17 protein-coding genes are annotated in these 17422 nt (G+C 66.5%); 6 read left to right on the top strand and 11 right to left on the bottom strand.

The genetic code is table 11. The features are described from left to right. The first annotated feature begins 39 nt into the window (after positions 1-39). Entirely contained in the window at positions 40-891 is an 852-nt protein-coding gene (locus ACTHJ1_RS08820) for an aldo/keto reductase (RefSeq protein ID WP_440190780.1), read from the top strand. A 5-nt stretch (positions 892-896) separates the two neighbouring features. Here the strand turns inward: ACTHJ1_RS08820 and ACTHJ1_RS08815 are convergent, their stop codons facing one another. The 3 genes from ACTHJ1_RS08815 to ACTHJ1_RS08805 form a co-directional block, all read right to left on the bottom strand. Beyond that, a complete protein-coding gene (locus ACTHJ1_RS08815) occupies positions 897-1406 on the bottom strand; it encodes a flavodoxin family protein (RefSeq protein ID WP_440190777.1) in 510 nt (169 codons plus the stop codon). A gap of 92 nt (positions 1407-1498) precedes the next feature. Next, positions 1499-3358 (bottom strand): dihydroxy-acid dehydratase, encoded by a 1860-nt coding sequence (ilvD, locus tag ACTHJ1_RS08810; RefSeq protein ID WP_440190774.1) that lies wholly within the window; start codon positions 3356-3358, stop codon positions 1499-1501. Positions 3359-3470: 112 nt separating this feature from the next. Then, on the bottom strand, positions 3471-4364 hold the full coding sequence (locus ACTHJ1_RS08805; RefSeq protein ID WP_440190772.1) for a LysR family transcriptional regulator: 894 nt from the start codon (positions 4362-4364) through the stop codon (positions 3471-3473). A 156-nt stretch (positions 4365-4520) separates the two neighbouring features. Between ACTHJ1_RS08805 and ACTHJ1_RS08800 the strand changes: the two genes are divergently transcribed. Next, a complete protein-coding gene (locus ACTHJ1_RS08800; RefSeq protein WP_440190770.1) occupies positions 4521-5060 on the top strand; it encodes an N-acetyltransferase family protein in 540 nt (179 codons plus the stop codon). Positions 5061-5085: 25 nt separating this feature from the next. Here the strand turns inward: ACTHJ1_RS08800 and queC are convergent, their stop codons facing one another. Further along, positions 5086-5817, bottom strand: a complete 732-nt coding sequence (gene queC, locus ACTHJ1_RS08795) for a 7-cyano-7-deazaguanine synthase QueC (RefSeq protein ID WP_440190767.1) — start codon at positions 5815-5817, stop codon at positions 5086-5088. Positions 5818-5920: 103 nt separating this feature from the next. On the opposite strand from queC, the gene ppc reads away from it, so the two are divergent. Both ppc and ACTHJ1_RS08785 read left to right on the top strand, forming a co-directional pair. After that, on the top strand, positions 5921-8779 hold the full coding sequence (gene ppc, locus ACTHJ1_RS08790) for a phosphoenolpyruvate carboxylase (protein ID WP_440190764.1): 2859 nt from the start codon (positions 5921-5923) through the stop codon (positions 8777-8779). Positions 8780-8894: 115 nt separating this feature from the next. Beyond that, positions 8895-9554: an FxLYD domain-containing protein gene (locus ACTHJ1_RS08785; RefSeq protein WP_440190761.1), complete on the top strand. Its 660-nt coding sequence runs from the start codon at positions 8895-8897 to the stop codon at positions 9552-9554. Between the two features lie 86 nt (positions 9555-9640). Here ACTHJ1_RS08785 and ACTHJ1_RS08780 read toward each other — a convergent pair whose 3' ends face one another. Beyond that, the gene (locus ACTHJ1_RS08780) at positions 9641-10006 is read right to left on the bottom strand and encodes a PsiF family protein (RefSeq protein ID WP_440190758.1); all 366 of its coding nucleotides are present in this window, start codon (positions 10004-10006) and stop codon (positions 9641-9643) included. Between the two features lie 94 nt (positions 10007-10100). Between ACTHJ1_RS08780 and ACTHJ1_RS08775 the strand changes: the two genes are divergently transcribed. Beyond that, entirely contained in the window at positions 10101-10760 is a 660-nt protein-coding gene (locus ACTHJ1_RS08775) for a carbonic anhydrase (protein ID WP_440190755.1), read from the top strand. Positions 10761-10774: 14 nt separating this feature from the next. On the opposite strand, the gene ACTHJ1_RS08770 is transcribed toward ACTHJ1_RS08775, so the two are convergent. The 6 genes from ACTHJ1_RS08770 to ACTHJ1_RS08745 form a co-directional block, all read right to left on the bottom strand. Then, complete coding sequence (locus tag ACTHJ1_RS08770) at positions 10775-11335, bottom strand: UbiX family flavin prenyltransferase (protein ID WP_440190752.1); 561 nt, start codon at positions 11333-11335, stop codon at positions 10775-10777. A gap of 31 nt (positions 11336-11366) precedes the next feature. Next, positions 11367-11693, bottom strand: a complete 327-nt coding sequence (gene grxD / locus ACTHJ1_RS08765; RefSeq protein WP_440190750.1) for a Grx4 family monothiol glutaredoxin — start codon at positions 11691-11693, stop codon at positions 11367-11369. Positions 11694-11894: 201 nt separating this feature from the next. After that, on the bottom strand, positions 11895-12707 hold the full coding sequence (prmC, locus tag ACTHJ1_RS08760) for a peptide chain release factor N(5)-glutamine methyltransferase (protein ID WP_440190748.1): 813 nt from the start codon (positions 12705-12707) through the stop codon (positions 11895-11897). A gap of 26 nt (positions 12708-12733) precedes the next feature. Continuing rightward, a complete protein-coding gene (prfA, locus tag ACTHJ1_RS08755; protein ID WP_440190745.1) occupies positions 12734-13816 on the bottom strand; it encodes a peptide chain release factor 1 in 1083 nt (360 codons plus the stop codon). Between the two features lie 88 nt (positions 13817-13904). Further along, positions 13905-15179 (bottom strand): glutamyl-tRNA reductase, encoded by a 1275-nt coding sequence (gene hemA, locus ACTHJ1_RS08750; RefSeq protein WP_440190742.1) that lies wholly within the window; start codon positions 15177-15179, stop codon positions 13905-13907. A 109-nt stretch (positions 15180-15288) separates the two neighbouring features. Further along, positions 15289-16317 carry a trans-3-hydroxy-L-proline dehydratase gene (locus ACTHJ1_RS08745; protein WP_440190739.1) on the bottom strand — a complete coding sequence of 343 codons (1029 nt, stop codon included), beginning with the start codon at positions 16315-16317 and terminating at the stop codon, positions 15289-15291. A 168-nt stretch (positions 16318-16485) separates the two neighbouring features. On the opposite strand from ACTHJ1_RS08745, the gene ACTHJ1_RS08740 reads away from it, so the two are divergent. Continuing rightward, positions 16486-17409 (top strand): glutaminase, encoded by a 924-nt coding sequence (locus ACTHJ1_RS08740; protein ID WP_440190736.1) that lies wholly within the window; start codon positions 16486-16488, stop codon positions 17407-17409. Positions 17410-17422: the final 13 nt, after the last annotated feature.

Below are 17422 nucleotides of genomic sequence, written 5' to 3'. Positions count from 1 at the left end.
CGCCCATTCCTCCGATACCGACACGCACAAGACTTCACCATGACAGTCGCTACGCAATCCATTCCGACCAAACCTCTGGGCCGCACCGGTTCGCATATCCCCGCCCTGGGCCTGGGCGTATTCCGCATGCCCGGCGAAGACACCGCCCGCATGGTGCAGGCCTCGCTGAAGCTGGGCTATCGCCTGATCGACACGGCGCAGATCTACGGCAACGAGGCCGACGTCGGTCGCGGCCTGGCCGAATCGGGCGTGCCGCGCGACGAGGTCTTTCTCACCACGAAGGTGTGGATCGACAACTACCGCGCCGAAGACCTGCTGCGCTCCATGCGCGAGAGCCTGGACAAACTGCGCACCGACTGCGTGGATCTACTGCTGCTGCATTGGCCCGGCGACAAGGCCCCCTTGGCCGAGCAGATCGAAGCCTTGAACGAAACCGTGGCGCGCGGCTGGGCGCGCCACATCGGTGTGAGCAACTTCAACACCGCGTTGATGCGCCAAGCCGCCGCGCTGAGCAAGGCGCCGATTGCCACCAACCAGATCGAATATCACCCCTACCTGAACCAGGACAAGGTGCTGGCCGAGGCCGACCGCCTGGGCATGACGGTGACGGCCTATTTCGCCATGGCCGACGGCAAGGTGCTGAATGATCCCGTCATCGCCGGCATTGCTCGGCGCCTGGGCAAGACGCCGGCGCAGATCGCCCTGCGCTGGCTGGTGCAGCAGGACAACGTCGTCACGCTGACCAAGACCCTGCAGGCCGAGCGCGCCCGCGCCAACATGCAGGTATTCGATTTCGCGCTTTCGGCCGAGGACATGCGCGCACTCTCGGCGCTGGCGCAACCCGACGGCCGCATCGTATCGCCGGACAAGCTCGCGCCGGCCTGGGACTGAGCCGCTCAGAACACGCCCAGCGCCATGCCGCACGCCAAGGACGCCCCGAGCGACCGGCATGCCTCCAGCTCTTCCTGTCCGATCCGTTTGGGCGCGAGAATCGCCTCGGGCGTCTGCGCATGGGTGCAGACGATCAGCGGTTCGGCGACAGCCTTGAGCCGCCAGCCTGTGGCAATGCGCGCGATCTGCCGCGCGGCATTGCCGCCGTCGCTGCCGGCGCAGATCAGCGTCGAATACGGACGGCCGTTGATCCGGTCGAGCGCCGGGTAATAACAGCGGTCGAAGAAATCCTTCATCTGGCCGCTGATACCCGCAAGATTTTCCGGACAGACGAAGATGAAACCGTCGGCCGCCAATACGTCGTCGGCGCGGGTCTCCGAAGCATGCTTCAGATGCACCCGCACCGCAGTCTCGGTCGCCGCGCCGTCGCGTGCCGCTTCGGCCATCTGGCGCGCGCCGCCGGTCATGGAGTGGTAGACGATGAGGAGCGTCTTTTTCGGCAAAGCCTCTGGCATGGCTGATCCCTCTTCCCGCAAACCAGTCTGCGGATGAAGAAAGGCCGGCATATCGCCGGCCTTTCTGTATTGCAACTAGCGTCGGATAACGTTCAACGCTTGAGCTGCGACACGTCGCGCACCGCGCCGCGGTCGGCCGAGGTGGCCAGGGCTGCATAGGCCTGCAGCGCCAGGGACACTTCGCGCACGCGGTTCTCGGGCTTCCAGGCCTTGTCGCCGCGTGCCTGCATGGCGGCGCGGCGCTTGACCAGTTCGGCGTCGGACACGGCCAGGTGCATGCGGCGGTTGGGGATGTCGATCTCGATGGTGTCGCCTTCCTCGACCAGGCCGATGGTGCCGCCTTCGGCCGCTTCCGGCGACGCGTGGCCGATCACCAGGCCCGACGAGCCGCCCGAGAAACGGCCGTCGGTAAACAGGGCACAGGTCTTGCCCAGGCCCTTGGACTTCAGGTACGAGGTGGGGTAGAGCATTTCCTGCATGCCCGGGCCGCCTTTGGGACCTTCGTAGCGGATGACGACCACGTCGCCCGGCACGATCTTGTCGCCCAGGATGCCCTCGACCGCGTCGTCCTGGCTCTCGAACACGCGGGCGCGTCCGGTGAAGGTCAGCTGCGATTCATCCACGCCGGCCGTCTTCACGATGCAGCCCTTCTCGGCCAGATTGCCGTACAGCACGGCCAGGCCGCCGTCCTTGGAGTAGGCGTGTTCCTTGTTGCGGATGCAGCCCGACGCGCGATCGGCATCCAGCGTGAGAAAGGTGGACTCCTGGCTGAACGCCACGGTGGTGGGAATGCCGCCGGGCGCGGCGCGGAAGAACTTGCGCGCCTGTTCGTTGCTCTCGTCGGTCACATCCCACTTGGCGATGGCCTGGCCCAGCGTGCCGCTGTGCACGTTGCCGCAGGACAGGTCCAGCAGATCGGCGCGCGCCAGCTCGGCCAGAATGCCCAGAATGCCGCCGGCGCGGTGCACGTCCTCGATGTGGAATTTGTCGGTGGACGGCGCCACCTTGCACAGGCACGGCACGCGGCGCGACACCTTGTCGATGTCGGACATGGTGAAGTCCACGCCCGCTTCCTGGGCCGCGGCCAGCAGATGCAGCACGGTATTGGTCGATCCCCCCATGGCCACGTCCAGCGTCATGGCGTTGAGGAAGGCGCTCTTGGTGGCGATGGCGCGCGGTAGCACCGAGGCGTCGTCCTGCTCGTAATAGCGGCGGCACAGATCGACCACCAGACGACCCGCCTCTTCGAACAAACCGCGGCGCCACGCATGGGTGGCCACGATGGTGCCGTTGCCCGGCAGCGACAGGCCGATGGCCTCGGTCAGGCAGTTCATGGAGTTGGCCGTGAACATGCCCGAACAAGAACCGCAAGTGGGGCAGGCACTGCGCTCGTACTCTTCGGCCTGCGCGTCGGTGATGGCCGGGTCGGCCGCCTTGATCATGGCATCGATCAGGTCGATCTTGGCCAGCACCTTGCCATCGGTGGGCGACTTGATCTTGCCCGCCTCCATCGGCCCGCCCGAGACGAACACCACGGGGATGTTCAGGCGCATGGCGGCCATGAGCATGCCCGGGGTGATCTTGTCGCAGTTCGAGATGCAGACCATGGCGTCGGCGCAGTGCGCGTTGACCATGTATTCGACCGAGTCGGCGATCAGCTCGCGCGACGGCAGCGAATACAGCATGCCGCCATGGCCCATGGCGATGCCGTCGTCGACCGCGATGGTGTTGAATTCTTTGGCTACGCCGCCGGCGGCCTCGATCTCCCGGGCGACCAATTGACCCAGGTCTTTCAGGTGCACATGGCCCGGCACGAACTGGGTGAACGAGTTCACGACGGCGATGATGGGTTTGCCGAAGTCGCCGTCTTGCATGCCGGTAGCGCGCCACAGGGCGCGCGCGCCGGCCATATTGCGGCCGTGGGTGGAAGTGCGGGAACGGTAGTGCGGCATGACTGTCTCGTCGAGGCTGCGCCCAGGGCGGATCCGGGCTATGTTGTACAGAGGGCGGTCTTCAATAATACGCCGGATTGCGCCGCCCCTTTTCCGACCCACCGCCCCCCTGCTAGCGCCGGGTGCGCAGGCTGCGCAGCATCTCGACCACCTGCCGCAGTCCGCGGCCGACCGGCTTGTCGTGCCGCAGCACCACGGCCAACTGCCGCCGCAGCGTCGGACGCAGCGGCCGCACGGCCAGGCTCTTGCGGGCGCCGGCGCCGGTCACCGCCGAGCTGGGCAGTACGGCGCAGCCCAGCCCGGCAGCCACGATCTCTTTCATGGCTTCGGTGCTGCCCAGCTCCATGACGGGCCGCACCGCCTCGCCCGACGATTCAAACCAGTCGTCGGCCAGGCGCCGGGTGCGGGCGCCCGGCTCGAACAGCACCAGCGGGCGGCGCGCCAGATCGGCCGGCGTGGCGCGTGCCGGGATGTCCGTTTCGCCCGCGGGAAAAATGGCCACGAAATCGTCGTCCAGCACAGGCGTCGCCTGCAGCATGCGGCCTTGCGCGGGCAGCGTCACCAGGCCCAGATCCAGCACGTTGTCTTCGACGCCGCGCAGCACGTCGGCGGTATTGCCGATGCGCACCACCACGTCCAGATCGGGAAAACGCCGCTTCAGATCGGCCAGCAGCGGCGGCAGCAGATAGGTGCAGGCCGTGCCGCCGGTGCCCAGCAGCACGCGGCCGCCCACCCCCGAGGCATACGACTGCATGGTCCGGTCGACGTCAGACTCCAGGGCGGCGATGCGCCGCGCGAAGACCAGCAATTCCTGCCCGGCCGCCGTGGCCGTCACGCGCCGGCCCACCCGCTCGGCCAGAGGCAGGCCATAGCGCCGCTCGAGCTGGCGCAACTGCTGGCTGACCGCCGGCTGCGACAAGCCGTGGCGTTCGGCCGCGTCAGAAAAGCTGCCGAGTTCGATGACGTCGAGAAAGACCCGCAGATGGTCCAGATTGAGGCCGCGCATAGCCAGGCATGCTCCCGGTACATGCGCCTTGCGTGGCGCCGCACCTAAAAACTTTTTCTTATGATACGCAGAAGATTCAGAACCTTCTTTTATTGAACAAGACGGCGCACACTACCGGGCTTGCCGATCCGACTCTTCCAGTCTTCTTCATCCCTCATGAACACCACAGCCGTCATCATCCGCGACGCCCTGGACGGCGACGTCCCCGCCATTCAGCGCATTTACGCCCACCACGTGCTGCACGGCACGGCGTCCTTCGAGCTGGAGCCGCCCACCGTCGAGCAGATGCGCGAACGCCGCGCCGGCGTCGTGGCCAACGGCATGCCCTATATCGCGGCCGAGATCGACGGCGTGGTGCGCGGCTATGCCTATGCGACGCCCTACCGGCCGCGCCCGGCCTACCGGCACACGGTGGAAGACTCGGTCTATCTGGAAGACGGCTGGGCCGGCCACGGCATCGGCGGCAAGCTCATGGCCGAATTGATCGCGCGCTGCACGGCGGGCGGCTGGCGGCAGATGCTGGCGGTGGTGGGCGACAGCGCCAACGCGGCGTCGCTGGCGCTGCATGCGCGCTTCGGTTTTCGGCCGGTAGGCACGTTGCGGTCCGTGGGATTCAAACACGGGCAATGGCGCGACACGGTGCTGATGCAGCGCGAACTGGGCGAGGCGGAACGTACCCCGCCGACGCGGGCGTGAAGCTTAGGTTCTGAGGTCTGCGACCTCAGGATTTCTTCCAGCGCGTCCACCCCGCCGCCCGCAGCGCACAGGCAGGGCATTTGCCGCAGCCATAGCCCCAATCGTGGCGCGCGCCGCGCTCGCCCAGATAGCAAGTGTGGCTGTGCTCGACGATCAGATCGACCAGCGCGTCGCCGCCCAGGTCGCGCGCCAGTTGCCATGTCGCGGCCTTGTCGCGCCACATCAGCGGCGTCTCGATCACCACGCGCGTGCCCAGCCCCAGGCTCAGCGTCACCTGCTGCGATTTGATCGTGTCGTCGCGGCAATCCGGATAGCCCGAGAAGTCCGTCTCGCACATGCCGCCCACCAGCACGTCCAGCTGGCGCCGGTAGCCCAGCGCAGCGGCCAGCGTCAGGAACAGCAGATTGCGGCCCGGCACGAACGTGTTGGGCAGGCCGTTGGCCTGCATCTCGATCGCGCGGTCGGACGTCATCGCGGTGTCGCCCACCTGGCCCAGTACCTTCAAGTCCAGCAGATGGTCCTCGCCCAGGCGCGACGCCCATTGCGGAAACGCCGCGCGCAGGCCGCGCAGCACTTCCAGACGGGCATCGAGCTCGACGCGATGGCGTTGGCCGTAATCAAAAGCCACCGTCTCGACCAGGTCGTAGCGGTCCAGCGCCCAGGCCAGGCAAGTCGTGGAATCCTGCCCGCCCGAGAACAGTACCAGGGCCCGACGCGGAGTCGGGGCAATCGCGGAAGAAAAGTCGATATTACTCATGCGGGCAATGTAGCGCATAAGCCCTGCGCACTACATATAAAGCCTGTAAAACCGATGCGTACAATGGGCTGGCTCCCGAACCTCCCATCCGATGGAACGCACTATGACGACCGAACTCCCGCGCGCCGATGTATCCCTGCGACACACCATCCGCCTCGTCGGCGCGCTATTGGGAGACGTCATTACCGCCTGCGAAGGCAAGCAAGTCTTCGACATCATCGAGACACTGCGCCGCACGGCGGTGCGCTTTCGCCGCGAAGGCCGTCCCGCCGACGGCGAACTGCTGCAAGACAGCGTACGCCGCCTGCGCGGCGACAACGCCAACGACGTGGCGCGCGCCTTCACCTACTTCCTGCACTTGTGGAACATCGCCGACGACCGCGATCAGGCGCGCCAGCAGCGCGAGCAGACCCTGCGCGGCGACGAACCGGCGCGCGGCAGCCTGCGCGACACGCTGGCGCGATTGAAGGCCCGCGGCATCTCCGCCGCGCAGATACGACGCCTGCTGACGGACGCCTGCATCGTGCCCGTGCTCACCGCCCATCCCACCGAAGTTCAGCGCAAGAGCACGCTGGATCTGCATCAGGCCATCAGCGCGCTGCTGCTGCGACGCGAACAGCCTCTCACCGACGACGAGCAGGCGCAGGTAGAACAGGAGCTTCTGGGCCGCATCGCCACGCTGTGGCAGACCCGCATGCTGCGCGCCACGCGCCTGACCGTGGCCGACGAAATCGACAACGCCCTGTCCTACTACCGCAGCACTTTTCTCGCGGTCATTCCGCGCCTGTACGCCGACCTGGACAAGCTGCTGCGCCCGAGCGCCAAGCACTTCGATCCGCCGCCGCCGCCCATGGAGCCCTTTCTGCGCATGGGCAGCTGGATAGGCGGCGACCGCGACGGCAACCCCAATGTCGATGCCGGCACGCTGGACCGCGCGCTGCGCCGCCAGGCCACCGTGCTCATGGAGCATTACCTGCAGGAAATCCACGCGCTGGGCGCCGAACTCTCGATCAGCTCGCTGCTGGCCGGCGTATCGCCCGAACTGCAGGCGCAGTCCGATGCCAGCGGCGACGATTCGCAGCACCGCCAGGACGAGCCCTATCGCCGCACGCTGGTCCACGTCTACGCGCGCCTGGCCGCCACCGCGTTCAAGCTGACCGGCGAAACGCTCGCGCAGCGCCGGACCTACGACGCCGCCCCCTACGCCGACCCGGCCGAGTTCGCGCGCGACCTGGCCGCGGTGGCCGAGTCGCTGGCCGGCAACCAAGGCGGGCCCATTGCGCGGCTGCGCCTGGCCGGACTGCAGCAGGCCGTGGCGGTGTTCGGCTTTCACCTTGCCACCGTCGACCTGCGCCAGAGCTCCGATGTTCACGAACGCGTATTGGCCGAGCTCTTCGCGCGCGCCGACGTCTGCCTCGACGGCAAGCCCCTGGACTATGCCGCCCTGAGCGAAGACCAACGCGTCGCCCTGCTGCGCAGCGAACTGGCCCACGGCCGCCCGCTGGCCTCGCCCTGGATCGCCTACGGCGAAGAAACCACGCGCGAGCTGGGTATCCTGCGCATGGCTGCCGCCTGCCGCGCGCGCCACGGCAAGGACGCCGTGCGCCAGATCATCATCTCGCACACCGAGACGCTGAGCGACCTGCTCGAAGTGATGGTGCTGCAGAAAGAAGCGGGCCTTCTGGTCAACTCCGCCAACACGGCCGATCCCGCGCAGCCTCTCAAAACCCTCGAAGGCCTGATGGTGGTCCCGCTCTTCGAGACCATCCCCGACCTCGAGCGCGGCCCCGGCATCATGGCCGCCTGGCTGGACCTGCCCGAGATCCGCGAGCGCGTGCAGCAAACGCAAGACGGCACGCAGGAAGTCATGCTGGGCTATTCCGACAGCAACAAGGACGGCGGATTTCTCACGTCCAACTGGACTCTCTACCATGCCGAACGCGCGCTGGTCGAGGTGTTCAGCAAGCGCGGCGTGCGCCTGCGCCTGTTCCACGGCCGCGGCGGTTCGGTGGGCCGCGGCGGCGGTTCGAGCTTCGACGCCATTCTGTCGCAGCCGCCGGGCACGGTAGCCGGCCAACTGCGGCTGACCGAGCAGGGCGAAATCATCCAGAGCAAATACAAAGACGCCGAGATCGGCCGCCGCAACCTCGAGCTGCTGCTGACCGCCACGCTCGAGTCCTCGCTCGCGCCGCAGCAGGAAGCCGCGCAGGCCGAGGCGGACCGCGTCGGCGACTACGGCCCGGCTATGTCTTTTCTTTCGGAGCAGGCACAGCGCGCCTACCGCGGCCTGGTCTACGACACACCGGGCTTCGCGGATTATTTCTTCATGTCCACGCCCGTCAACGAGATCGCAGGGCTGAACATCGGTTCGCGTCCCTCGTCGCGCAAGGCCAATCAAAGCATCGAAGACCTGCGCGCCATCCCATGGGGCTTCTCGTGGGCGCAGTGCCGCTTGATGATCACAGGCTGGTACGGCGTGGGCTCGGCCGTCGAGCGCTATCTGGAAGAAGGGGCTCCGGACGCGCCGCGCTCGAAAAAAGCACGCCTGGCGCTGCTGCGCGAAATGGCAACCGCCTGGCCGGCCATGCGCACCCTGCTGTCGAATATGGAAATGGTGCTGGCCAAATCCGATCTGGCCATCGGCGCGCGCTATGCGGCACTGGTGCCCAAACGGGCCCTGCGCGAGCGCGTCTTCGGCATGATCACCACCGAACACGAACGCGCGCTGTCCATGCTGCGCCTTCTGACCCGGCGCGATCTGCTGGCCGACGACCCCGGACTGCGCGAATCGCTGAACCAGCGCTTCGCCTACATCGATCCGCTGAATTACCTGCAGATCGAACTGTTGCGCCGCTGGCGCGCCGATCAGGCCAAACCGGGCAAGAAGCCGGACCCGCGCGTGCGCAGCGCCATCCACCTGACCATCAACGGCATCGCGGCAGGCCTGCGCAATTCGGGCTAGGCGCTCGGCTGTTACACCCTTGTCGGGCGCAAGCGCTTAAATTCCGGGCTCAGGCGCCCGTAATACCCATTACGTGGTGCCGCACGCGCCGCTTTACGCCTTACCGGAACCTGATATGACCGTCCGTTTTGTCGCCTTGTTGCTGCTCGCCTTGCTGTGCGGGCCGGCCTGCGCGCAAAACCTGCGGCGCGACCATGCGGTCTACGACCTGGCCGCCACGCGCGATCTCCTGATGGGCCAGACCATCATCTATGGCAGTTACACCAACAACAGCCCGATTACGCAGCCGGCGCCCAAGGTCACCTTCGCCCTGTACGACGAAAGCGGCCAGGAAGTCGGCCGCCTGGTGGAACATGCCGACTCCGATCTGGCTCCCGGCCAGACCTGGCATATTAGGGCTTCCACGCCCCTGACCTTCGCCCGCTATATCCCGGTGAGCGCGGCGCTGCCGCCACCGCCACCGCCACCGCCCAAGCCGGTCCGTATCCGACGCGCGCCTGTGCACAAGGCTGTCGTCCATCCCAAGCCGGTGGCCAAGCCCGTCCCCAAAAAGACCTATACCTACCGCAAGCCCGAGCTTTACAACTGGAGCAAGCACCGCACCCCGGTGCCGCCTGCTCACACTCGCACCAAAGCGCCTGCCGTCAAGCGCGCCACCACCGCGACGCATCCGACAACCCCGACGCCGCCGGCGCCCGTCCAGGCGGCGCCCGCAGCATCGCCCACGGCGACACCCGCAACGACACCCGCAACGACACCGGCCGGTCATCCGTGACGGCGGCCGAAGGCCGGTGAATTTCGCGGAAATCGGCGCCTCGACGCCTGCCCCGGCAACGCGCCGCAGAACAAAACGCTGGCCGTCTACATCCTCACGCAGGACTTCAAGAACGTCCTGCGCGCCTCGCCGCCCAGCCGCTGCGTGTCGGCCTGCGCCTCGCAGGCCGCCGTTCTCTGCTGCTCGACGGTCAAGGGCTTGTTGATCGCGGCGGCCGTCGGATTCTGGCCGTTAATGCAGGCAGTCAGATAGGCTTTGCGCGAATCGCCCTGCAACCCCTGTGATGTGGCGACAAAATTGCAGTAGTTCATGCGCTGTTGCGGCAGCGTCAGTGTCTGGCTCCAGGCCGGCACGGCACAACACACCGTCAAGGCGGCCGCAACAAGGCGGATACGGGTAAGGCAAACCATAAATCCTCCGAAAATCCGGACGCGAATGTCTTTACTGTACAAGGCGTTTTTCCGGGCGGCTTGCGCACATTCCCGGCGAGGCGGCTCGGCCGATGTGGGAAAATGTCGTCAGCGCCCCACTCATTCAAAGGCCCCCATGTTTCCCCAACGACTCACCGACGGCTACCAGTCCTTTCTCAATGGCCGCCTGCCCAGCGAGCTTAGCCGCTACCAGGCCCTGGCCGAGCGAGGACAACGCCCCGAGGTGCTCATTATCGGCTGCAGCGACTCGCGCGTCTCGCCCGAAGTCATTTTCGATGCCGGTCCGGGCGAGATGTTCGTGGTCCGCAACGTGGCGAGCCTGGTCCCTCCCTGCGAAATCGACGCCGCCACGTCGTCCTATCATGGCACCAGCGCAGCCATCGAATTCGCGGTCAGCGGACTGAACGTCAAGCACATCGTCGTGCTGGGACATGCGTCGTGCGGCGGCATCCGCGCTTTCCACGACAATGCCGAGCCGCTCTCCAAAATGGACTTCATCGGCAAGTGGATGTCGCAGATCAAGCCCGTGGCCGATCGCTTGAAGATGCAGCCCGACGCCGGCGATCGCGACACCGACATCAAGCGCCTGGAATTGGCCGTGATCGAGCACAGCCTGGCCAATCTGCTGACCTTCCCGTCGATACGCAGCCGCTTCGCGGCCGGCCAGCTGGATCTGCATGGCGCCTATTTCGGCGTGGCCACCGGCATGCTGTTCGTGCGCGATCCCGCCACGCGCGAGTTTCACCCGTTCGCCGAGGCGACGCCGAAGGATTGACCTGCGCCGCCCGGTCAGGTGCCTTCCCAGGTCGGACCGGGCACCTCGATATCGAACAGCTCGAGCACCCGCGCCACGGTGTGGTCCACCATCTCTTCGATGGACTGCGGGCGATGATAGAACGCCGGCAGCGGCGGAAAGACTATGCCACCCATCTCGGTCACGGCGGTCATATTGCGCAGGTGCGCCAGGTTGAACGGCGTCTCGCGCACCATCAGCACCAGGCGGCGGCGCTCTTTCAAGGTCACGTCGGCTGCACGGGTGATGAGGTTGTCGGACAGCCCCTGCGCCACGGCCGCCAGCGTGCGCATGGAACACGGCGCGATCACCATGCCCGCGGTACGGAAGGCGCCGCTGGCCAGCGTGGCGCCGACGTCGCGCACGTTATGCACGTGATCGGCCATGGCCTGCACCTCGTGCCGGCCGATGTCCAGTTCGTGCTTGATGTTGAGCACACCGGAAGTCGAAATGACCAGATGCGATTCGACGTCCGGCACGCCTTGCAAAGCCTGCAGCATGCGCACGGCGTAAATGGCGCCCGTGGCGCCCGTGATGCCGATGACCAGGCGGCGCATGATGGCTTGAAACCCGCTCGCGCCAGGCCGATCAGGCCGTGGCACCCGAGCCGTCGAGCAGCTTCTTGAGCTCGCCGTTTTCGTTCATCTCGGCCATGATGTCCGAGCCGCCGACGAATTCGCCCTGAACATAGAGCTGGGGAATGGTGGGCCAGCTCGAGAAGTCCTTGATGCCCTGGCGCACTTCGTCGTCTTCCAGGACGTTGACGGTGACGAGCTTCTTGACGCCGTTGTCCTTGAGGATCTGGATGGCGCGGCCCGAAAAGCCGCACTGCGGAAACTGAGCCGTGCCTTTCATGAACAACACCACGGGGTGGGTGGTCACGGTTTCGCGGATGAATTCTTTGACGTCGCTCATTGGGTTCTCGAATGAAATTGAAACTTGCAGAATGTCGGTGCGGCCGGCTTTGTAGCGCTTAAGCCGCCGAGGCTGCCCTGCGCAATTCCGATGCTCGCCCGGTGGGCTGCGGACGACCGCCCCGCGCTTCGGATTGCTCCGGGGTCCTCGGCTGGCGGCGTTTCAATGCCGCCGGCTCAAAACCGCCAGATATCGACACGATTATAGTTTTCCGCCAGAAATACGCTCTATTCCCGCTAAATCGGTGTGGCTAATCACGTCTTCGAAGTCGGCCTGGACCAGCATGTCGCGCACGATTTCGGCCTGATCCCAGCCGTGTTCCAGCCAGAGCTGGCCGCCGGGATTAAGGCGGCATACGGCCCCCACGACGATGCTTGCCAGGTCGGCCAGGCCGTTGCCGCCGTCGGTCAGCGCGCCGCGCGGCTCGAAGCGCAGGTCGCCCTGGGCCAGGTGGGCATCGTTGCTGGCGATGTAGGGCGGATTGCTCACGATTACGTCGAAGCGCTCGCCCGCGGGCAAAGCCTCATACCAGTCGCCTTGATAGAAATGCACGTTCGCGCCCAGTGCGTGGGCGTTGTCCCGGGCCACGGCCAGCGCCGCGGCGCTGCGGTCGGTGGCGGCCACGTGCACGTGCGGGCAGGCCAGCGCGATCGACACCGCGATGGCGCCGCTGCCCGTGCCCAGATCCAGCACGCGCGCGCCCGGCCTGCCTTGCAGCGAGGCCACGGCGGTTTCGACCAGCAGTTCGGTGTCGGGCCTGGGGATGAGCACGTCGGGCGTCACGCGGAACGCATGGCCCATGAATTCGCGCGCGCCCACCAAGTAGGCCATGGGCTCGCCCGCCAGGCGCCGCCGGACCAAGGCCATGTACGAGGCCTGCACGCGCGGCTCGGCCGCATCGGTATCGTGTGCCAGCAGCCACGCGCGCGGCTTGTCCAGCACATGCTCGAGCAGCATGCGCGCTTCCAGGCGCGGCAGGCCGGCGTCGTCGAGGAGGTCGCAGATGCGCGTCACGGTTTCGGCCCTGGAATCCGTTGGCGCTATACCTGATCGCCCAGCGCGGCCAATTGCTCGGCCTGGTGCTCGGCGATCAGCGCGCCGGTCAGCTCGTCCAGATCGCCATCCATGATCTGCAGCAGCTTGTACAGCGTGAGATTGATGCGGTGATCCGTCAGGCGCCCCTGCGGAAAGTTGTAGGTGCGGATGCGCTCGGACCGATCGCCGGAGCCGACCAGGCTCTTGCGCTCGGCCGCCTCTTTGCTGTGGCGTTCGCGCTGCTCTTTGTCTTTCAGGCGCGCCGCCAGCACCTGCATGGCCTTGTCCTTGTTGCGATGCTGCGAGCGGTCGTCCTGACATTCCACCACCAGGCCCGTGGGCAGGTGAGTGATGCGCACCGCCGAGTCGGTCTTGTTGATGTGCTGCCCGCCCGCGCCGCTGGCGCGGAAGGTATCGATGCGCAGATCGTTGGGGTTGATCACGATCTCGCCCACGGCGTCGGCCTCGGGCATGATGGCCACCGTGCAGGCCGACGTATGAATGCGACCCTGCGATTCGGTGGCCGGCACGCGCTGCACGCGATGCGCGCCCGATTCGAATTTGAGTCGACCGTATGCGCCCTCGCCGTCGATGCGCGCGATCACTTCCTTGTAGCCGCCCAGCTCGGACGGGCTTTCGGACATCAGTTCCACGCGCCAGCCCAGGCGCTCGGCGTAGCGCGTGTACATGCGCAGCAGGTCGCCCGAAAACAAGGCGCTTTCGTCCCCCCCGGTGCCCGCGCGGATTTCCAGAAACAGGCTGCGGCCGTCGTCCGGATCCTTGGGCAGCAGCAATATCTGCAGATCCGCCTCGAGTTTTTCCACCTGGACCTTGCCGGACTTGATCTCTTCCTCGGCCATGTCGCGCATCTCGGGATCGCTCAGCATTTCCTGCGCGGCGGCCAGATCGGCTTCGGTGCGCTGAAATTTCTTGAACGCTTCGACCACCGGCTCGATGTCGGCGCGCTCGCGCGACAACTTGCGGAAACGATCCATGTCGGAAGCGGAATCGGGTTCGGCCAACAGGGCGTCGACCTCGATCAGACGATGCGCCAGCTGCTCCAGCCGGCCTCGCATGGAAGCTTTCATCAAAAAGAATATCGAAGAGAAAACAAGGACAGGGCGGGCGCTCGCGCGAGCAAAACCGCCGCGATGGGGCGGAAAGCGGCCGGCGCCGCTAACGGCGCGAGTCTTTGCCGGGAAACAGGCGCGGCACCATCGCCAGCAATTGGCGGCGTTCGTCGCCGTCGCTGTGATTGAGCGCCGCCATCGGGCCGTGCAGGTACTTTTGCGTAAGGCCGTGCGCCAGTTGTTCGAGCACCGCCTCGGGCGACTCGCCGCGCGCCAGCAGGCGCCGCGCGCGCTCGAGCTCGGCCGCCTGCACGTCGGCGGCGGCCTGCTGCAGATCATGGATCACCGGCACCGTCTCGCGCGACTCCAGCCAGCGCATGAAGCCCTGCACCCGCGTATCGATGATGGCTTCGGCCTGCACCACCGCCGAACGACGCGCATCGGCGCCGCTCTGCACCACCCGGCCCAGATCGTCCACCGAATACAGGTACACGTCGGACAGGCGGGCGACTTCGGACTCGATATCGCGCGGCACGGCCAGGTCGACCATGACGATAGGCTTGTGGCGGCGCTGCCTGACGGCGCGCTCGACCATGCCCAGGCCCAGAATCGGCAGCGAACTCGCCGTGCAAGACACCACGACATCGAAATCGGCCAAGCGCTCGGGCAGATCGGCCAGCTTCATCGTGTGGGCGCCGAACCGCACTGCCAGCGACTCGGCGCGTTCGACCGTGCGATTGGCCACCATCATGCTCTTGGGCTTGCGCGCGGCGAAATGCGTGGCGCACAGCTCGATCATTTCGCCCGCGCCGATGAACAGCACCCGGGCCTGGCCCAACTGGCCGAACACCCGCTCGGCCAACCGCACGGCCGCCGCGGCCATGGACACCGATTGCGTACCGATGGCCGTCTGCGTGCGCACCTCTTTGGCCACCGAGAACGAGCGCTGGAAAAGCTGATGCAGCAGCATGCCCAGCGACCCCGCCTCGTCGGCGGCGCGCACCGCGTCTTTCATCTGCCCCAGGATCTGCGGCTCGCCCAGCACCATCGAATCCAGCCCGCTCGCCACGCGGAAGGCGTGACGCACAGCGGCGTCCTGGTCGTGACGGTACAGATGCGGCTGGATCAGGTCGGTGTCGAGCCGATTGTGCTCGGCCAGCCAGAACGGCAGGGTCTCGGCCGCCTGCGCCTCGGCGGCGCAGTAGATCTCGGTGCGGTTGCAGGTGGACAGGATCGCCGCCTCGCGCACCGCGCCGCCGAACGCCGAACGCAACCCCGCCAGCGCGGGCTTGAGCAGGTCGTCGGACAGAGCCACCCGCTCGCGCACGGAAACCGGCGCGGAGGTGTGGTTCAGGCCAAAGGTGAAAACGGCAACGGACATGGCAGGCGCACTGCGGGAAACAGCCCGGATTATACGCCCGCCAGGCCCGATTAAACCCAGTCAGGACAAGGGCTTAGCGCCGCCGCCCAGAGGAACGCGGCGGGACGGATCAAAGTTCCGTCGGCCACGTATCGGAAAGGCGATACCCCGCCTGGAAGGGGTCGTCGGGATCCACCATGAGCTGGTGCGTGCCGACGATCCAGGCGCGGCCCGAAATAACGGGCACGATGCCCGGCGTGCCGTTGATGTCGACGGCGCCGTCGATCTTGCAATGAAACTCGGTGTCGATGAGCGAGACGCCGACAAAGCGGTCGCCCACTCTCATCTGTCCCTTTGCATGCAGCACCGCCATGCGCGCCGAGCAGCCCGTGCCGGTCGGGGAGCGGTCGATCTTGCCGGGGCGGATCGCCACGGCGTTCTTGCCCGTCAGCACGCCGTCTTTCATCGCGACGGGGTTGGTGAACTGACAGAAGGAAATGTGATTCCAGTCGTTGGCCGGATGCTTGAAGCCGAGCTGCTCGTTGGCGGCCTTGGTGATCTTCATGCCGGCCTGGGCCAGGTCGCGCGCCTGATCGGGTTCCAGGCTCAGGCCCGCCGAGGCTGCATCGACGATGACGAAGCTGTCGCCGCCGTACGCCGTATCGACCGTGAGCGTGCCCATGCCCTCGACCTCGAGCCTGGCGTCGAGCTTGCCGGCGAAAGCCGGCACATTGCGCACACGGATGCGCTCGGCCTTGCCGTTGCGGCACTCGGCCTGCACCTCGATCAGCCCGCCAGGCGCCTCGAGCACCATGCGGGTGACCGGCTCCTGCATGGGAATGATGCCGGTGTCCAGCAGCACGGTCGACACGCAGATCGAGTTGGAGCCGGACATGGGCGGCGTGTCCGCGGGCTCCATGATGATCCAGCCCATCTGCGCCTTGGGGTTCTTGGGCGGCACCAGCAGATTGACGTGCCGGAACACGCCGCCGCGCGGCTCGTTCAGCACGAAATTGCGCAGCGTCTCGTCCTGGGCGATCCAGCGGGACTGCTCCCAGACCGTCGCGCCCGGCGGCGCGGCGACCCCGCCCACGATGACATCGCCGACCTCGCCTTCGGCGTGGCAGCTCACGACGTGCACGACTTTGGATGTACGCATTCCTGGCTATTCCTTCGGGGCTTGGTTGCGCCGGCCCGGCCGCGGATCGGTCGATCCCGCGCCCGGCGGCTTGTGCCGGCAAGTGTACTCAGCGCAGCTCGGCAACCCGTTCTTTAGGCAGTATCATCTCGGCCCGCGCCCGTGATCTTTCATCAGACGCCGCCAGCAATGAGCCCTGCGAACTATCAAGAAATCATCGAACGGATTCAACGCGAAATCGAGCCGTGGCGCACGGCCGGCCGCGTGGCCGATTACATCCCGGAGCTGGCCGGCGTGCGCGCCGATCATTTCGGCATGGCCATCGTCACCGTCGACGGGCAGGTCTTTTGCACCGGCGACGCCGACGTGCGCTTCTCGATCCAGAGCATCTCCAAGCTGTTCGCCTGCACGCTGGCTTTCCAGTTGCTCGGCGACGCGCTGTGGGAACGCGTCGGCCGCGAACCCTCGGGCACTGCGTTCAACTCGCTCGTGCAGCTCGAAAGCGAGCGCGGCAAGCCGCGCAACCCCTTCATCAATGCGGGCGCACTGGTCGTCACCGACGTGCTGTGCCGCCGCTTCGTGCGCGCTGAAAACGCGCTCGTCGATTTCATACGACGGCTCACAGGCGAGCGCGACATCAGTTACGACCTGCGCGTGGCCAAGTCCGAGCTCGAACACGCCGAGCGCAATCGCGCCATGGCGCATTTCATCGCCAGCTTCGGCAATCTGGAGATGCCCGCCGACGACGTGATCGACGCGTACTGCCGACAATGCGCGATCTCGATGAACTGCGTGGAAGTCGCGCGCGCGGCGCTCTTTCTGGCCAACGGCGGCGTCTCGCCGGCTGGAGGCGAGCGCGTGCTGGACGTGAGCTCCTCAAAGCGGCTCTCCGCGCTCATGCTCACTTGCGGCACATACGATGCCGCGGGAGACTTCGTCTATCGCGTGGGCCTGCCCGCCAAAAGCGGAGTGGGCGGCGGCATCGTCGCCGTGCTGCCGGGAGAAATGGCGGTGTGCGTCTGGTCTCCCGGGCTCGACGCGAACGGCAACTCGCTGGCCGGCGTCCGATCCCTGGAGCTATTGACCACGCTGACCGGGCGGTCGATCTTCTGACGCCGCAGCGGGC

Origin of the sequence: Bordetella sp. (assembly GCF_051960075.1) — a bacterium.
In the GTDB taxonomy this organism is placed as follows: domain Bacteria; phylum Pseudomonadota; class Gammaproteobacteria; order Burkholderiales; family Burkholderiaceae_B; genus Bordetella.
This window is presented reverse-complemented; position numbering and strand designations above follow the sequence as displayed.

Bases quoted from the DNA above. Each gene is read 5' to 3' on its own strand.
- queC (WP_440190767.1), bottom strand. From the start codon at position 5,817: ATGAGTAATATCGACTTTTCTTCCGCGATTGCCCCGACTCCGCGTCGG.
- ACTHJ1_RS08770 (WP_440190752.1), bottom strand. From the start codon at position 11,335: ATGCGCCGCCTGGTCATCGGCATCACGGGCGCCACGGGCGCCATTTAC.
- ACTHJ1_RS08785 (WP_440190761.1), top strand. From the start codon at position 8,895: ATGACCGTCCGTTTTGTCGCCTTGTTGCTGCTCGCCTTGCTGTGCGGG.
- ACTHJ1_RS08800 (WP_440190770.1), top strand. From the start codon at position 4,521: ATGAACACCACAGCCGTCATCATCCGCGACGCCCTGGACGGCGACGTC.
- ACTHJ1_RS08745 (WP_440190739.1), bottom strand. From the start codon at position 16,317: ATGCGTACATCCAAAGTCGTGCACGTCGTGAGCTGCCACGCCGAAGGC.
- ilvD (WP_440190774.1), bottom strand. From the start codon at position 3,358: ATGCCGCACTACCGTTCCCGCACTTCCACCCACGGCCGCAATATGGCC.
- ACTHJ1_RS08820 (WP_440190780.1), top strand. From the start codon at position 40: ATGACAGTCGCTACGCAATCCATTCCGACCAAACCTCTGGGCCGCACC.
- hemA (WP_440190742.1), bottom strand. From the start codon at position 15,179: ATGTCCGTTGCCGTTTTCACCTTTGGCCTGAACCACACCTCCGCGCCG.
- ACTHJ1_RS08775 (WP_440190755.1), top strand. From the start codon at position 10,101: ATGTTTCCCCAACGACTCACCGACGGCTACCAGTCCTTTCTCAATGGC.
- ACTHJ1_RS08740 (WP_440190736.1), top strand. From the start codon at position 16,486: ATGAGCCCTGCGAACTATCAAGAAATCATCGAACGGATTCAACGCGAA.
- prfA (WP_440190745.1), bottom strand. From the start codon at position 13,816: ATGAAAGCTTCCATGCGAGGCCGGCTGGAGCAGCTGGCGCATCGTCTG.
- ppc (WP_440190764.1), top strand. From the start codon at position 5,921: ATGACGACCGAACTCCCGCGCGCCGATGTATCCCTGCGACACACCATC.
- ACTHJ1_RS08815 (WP_440190777.1), bottom strand. From the start codon at position 1,406: ATGCCAGAGGCTTTGCCGAAAAAGACGCTCCTCATCGTCTACCACTCC.
- ACTHJ1_RS08805 (WP_440190772.1), bottom strand. From the start codon at position 4,364: ATGCGCGGCCTCAATCTGGACCATCTGCGGGTCTTTCTCGACGTCATC.
- grxD (WP_440190750.1), bottom strand. From the start codon at position 11,693: ATGAGCGACGTCAAAGAATTCATCCGCGAAACCGTGACCACCCACCCC.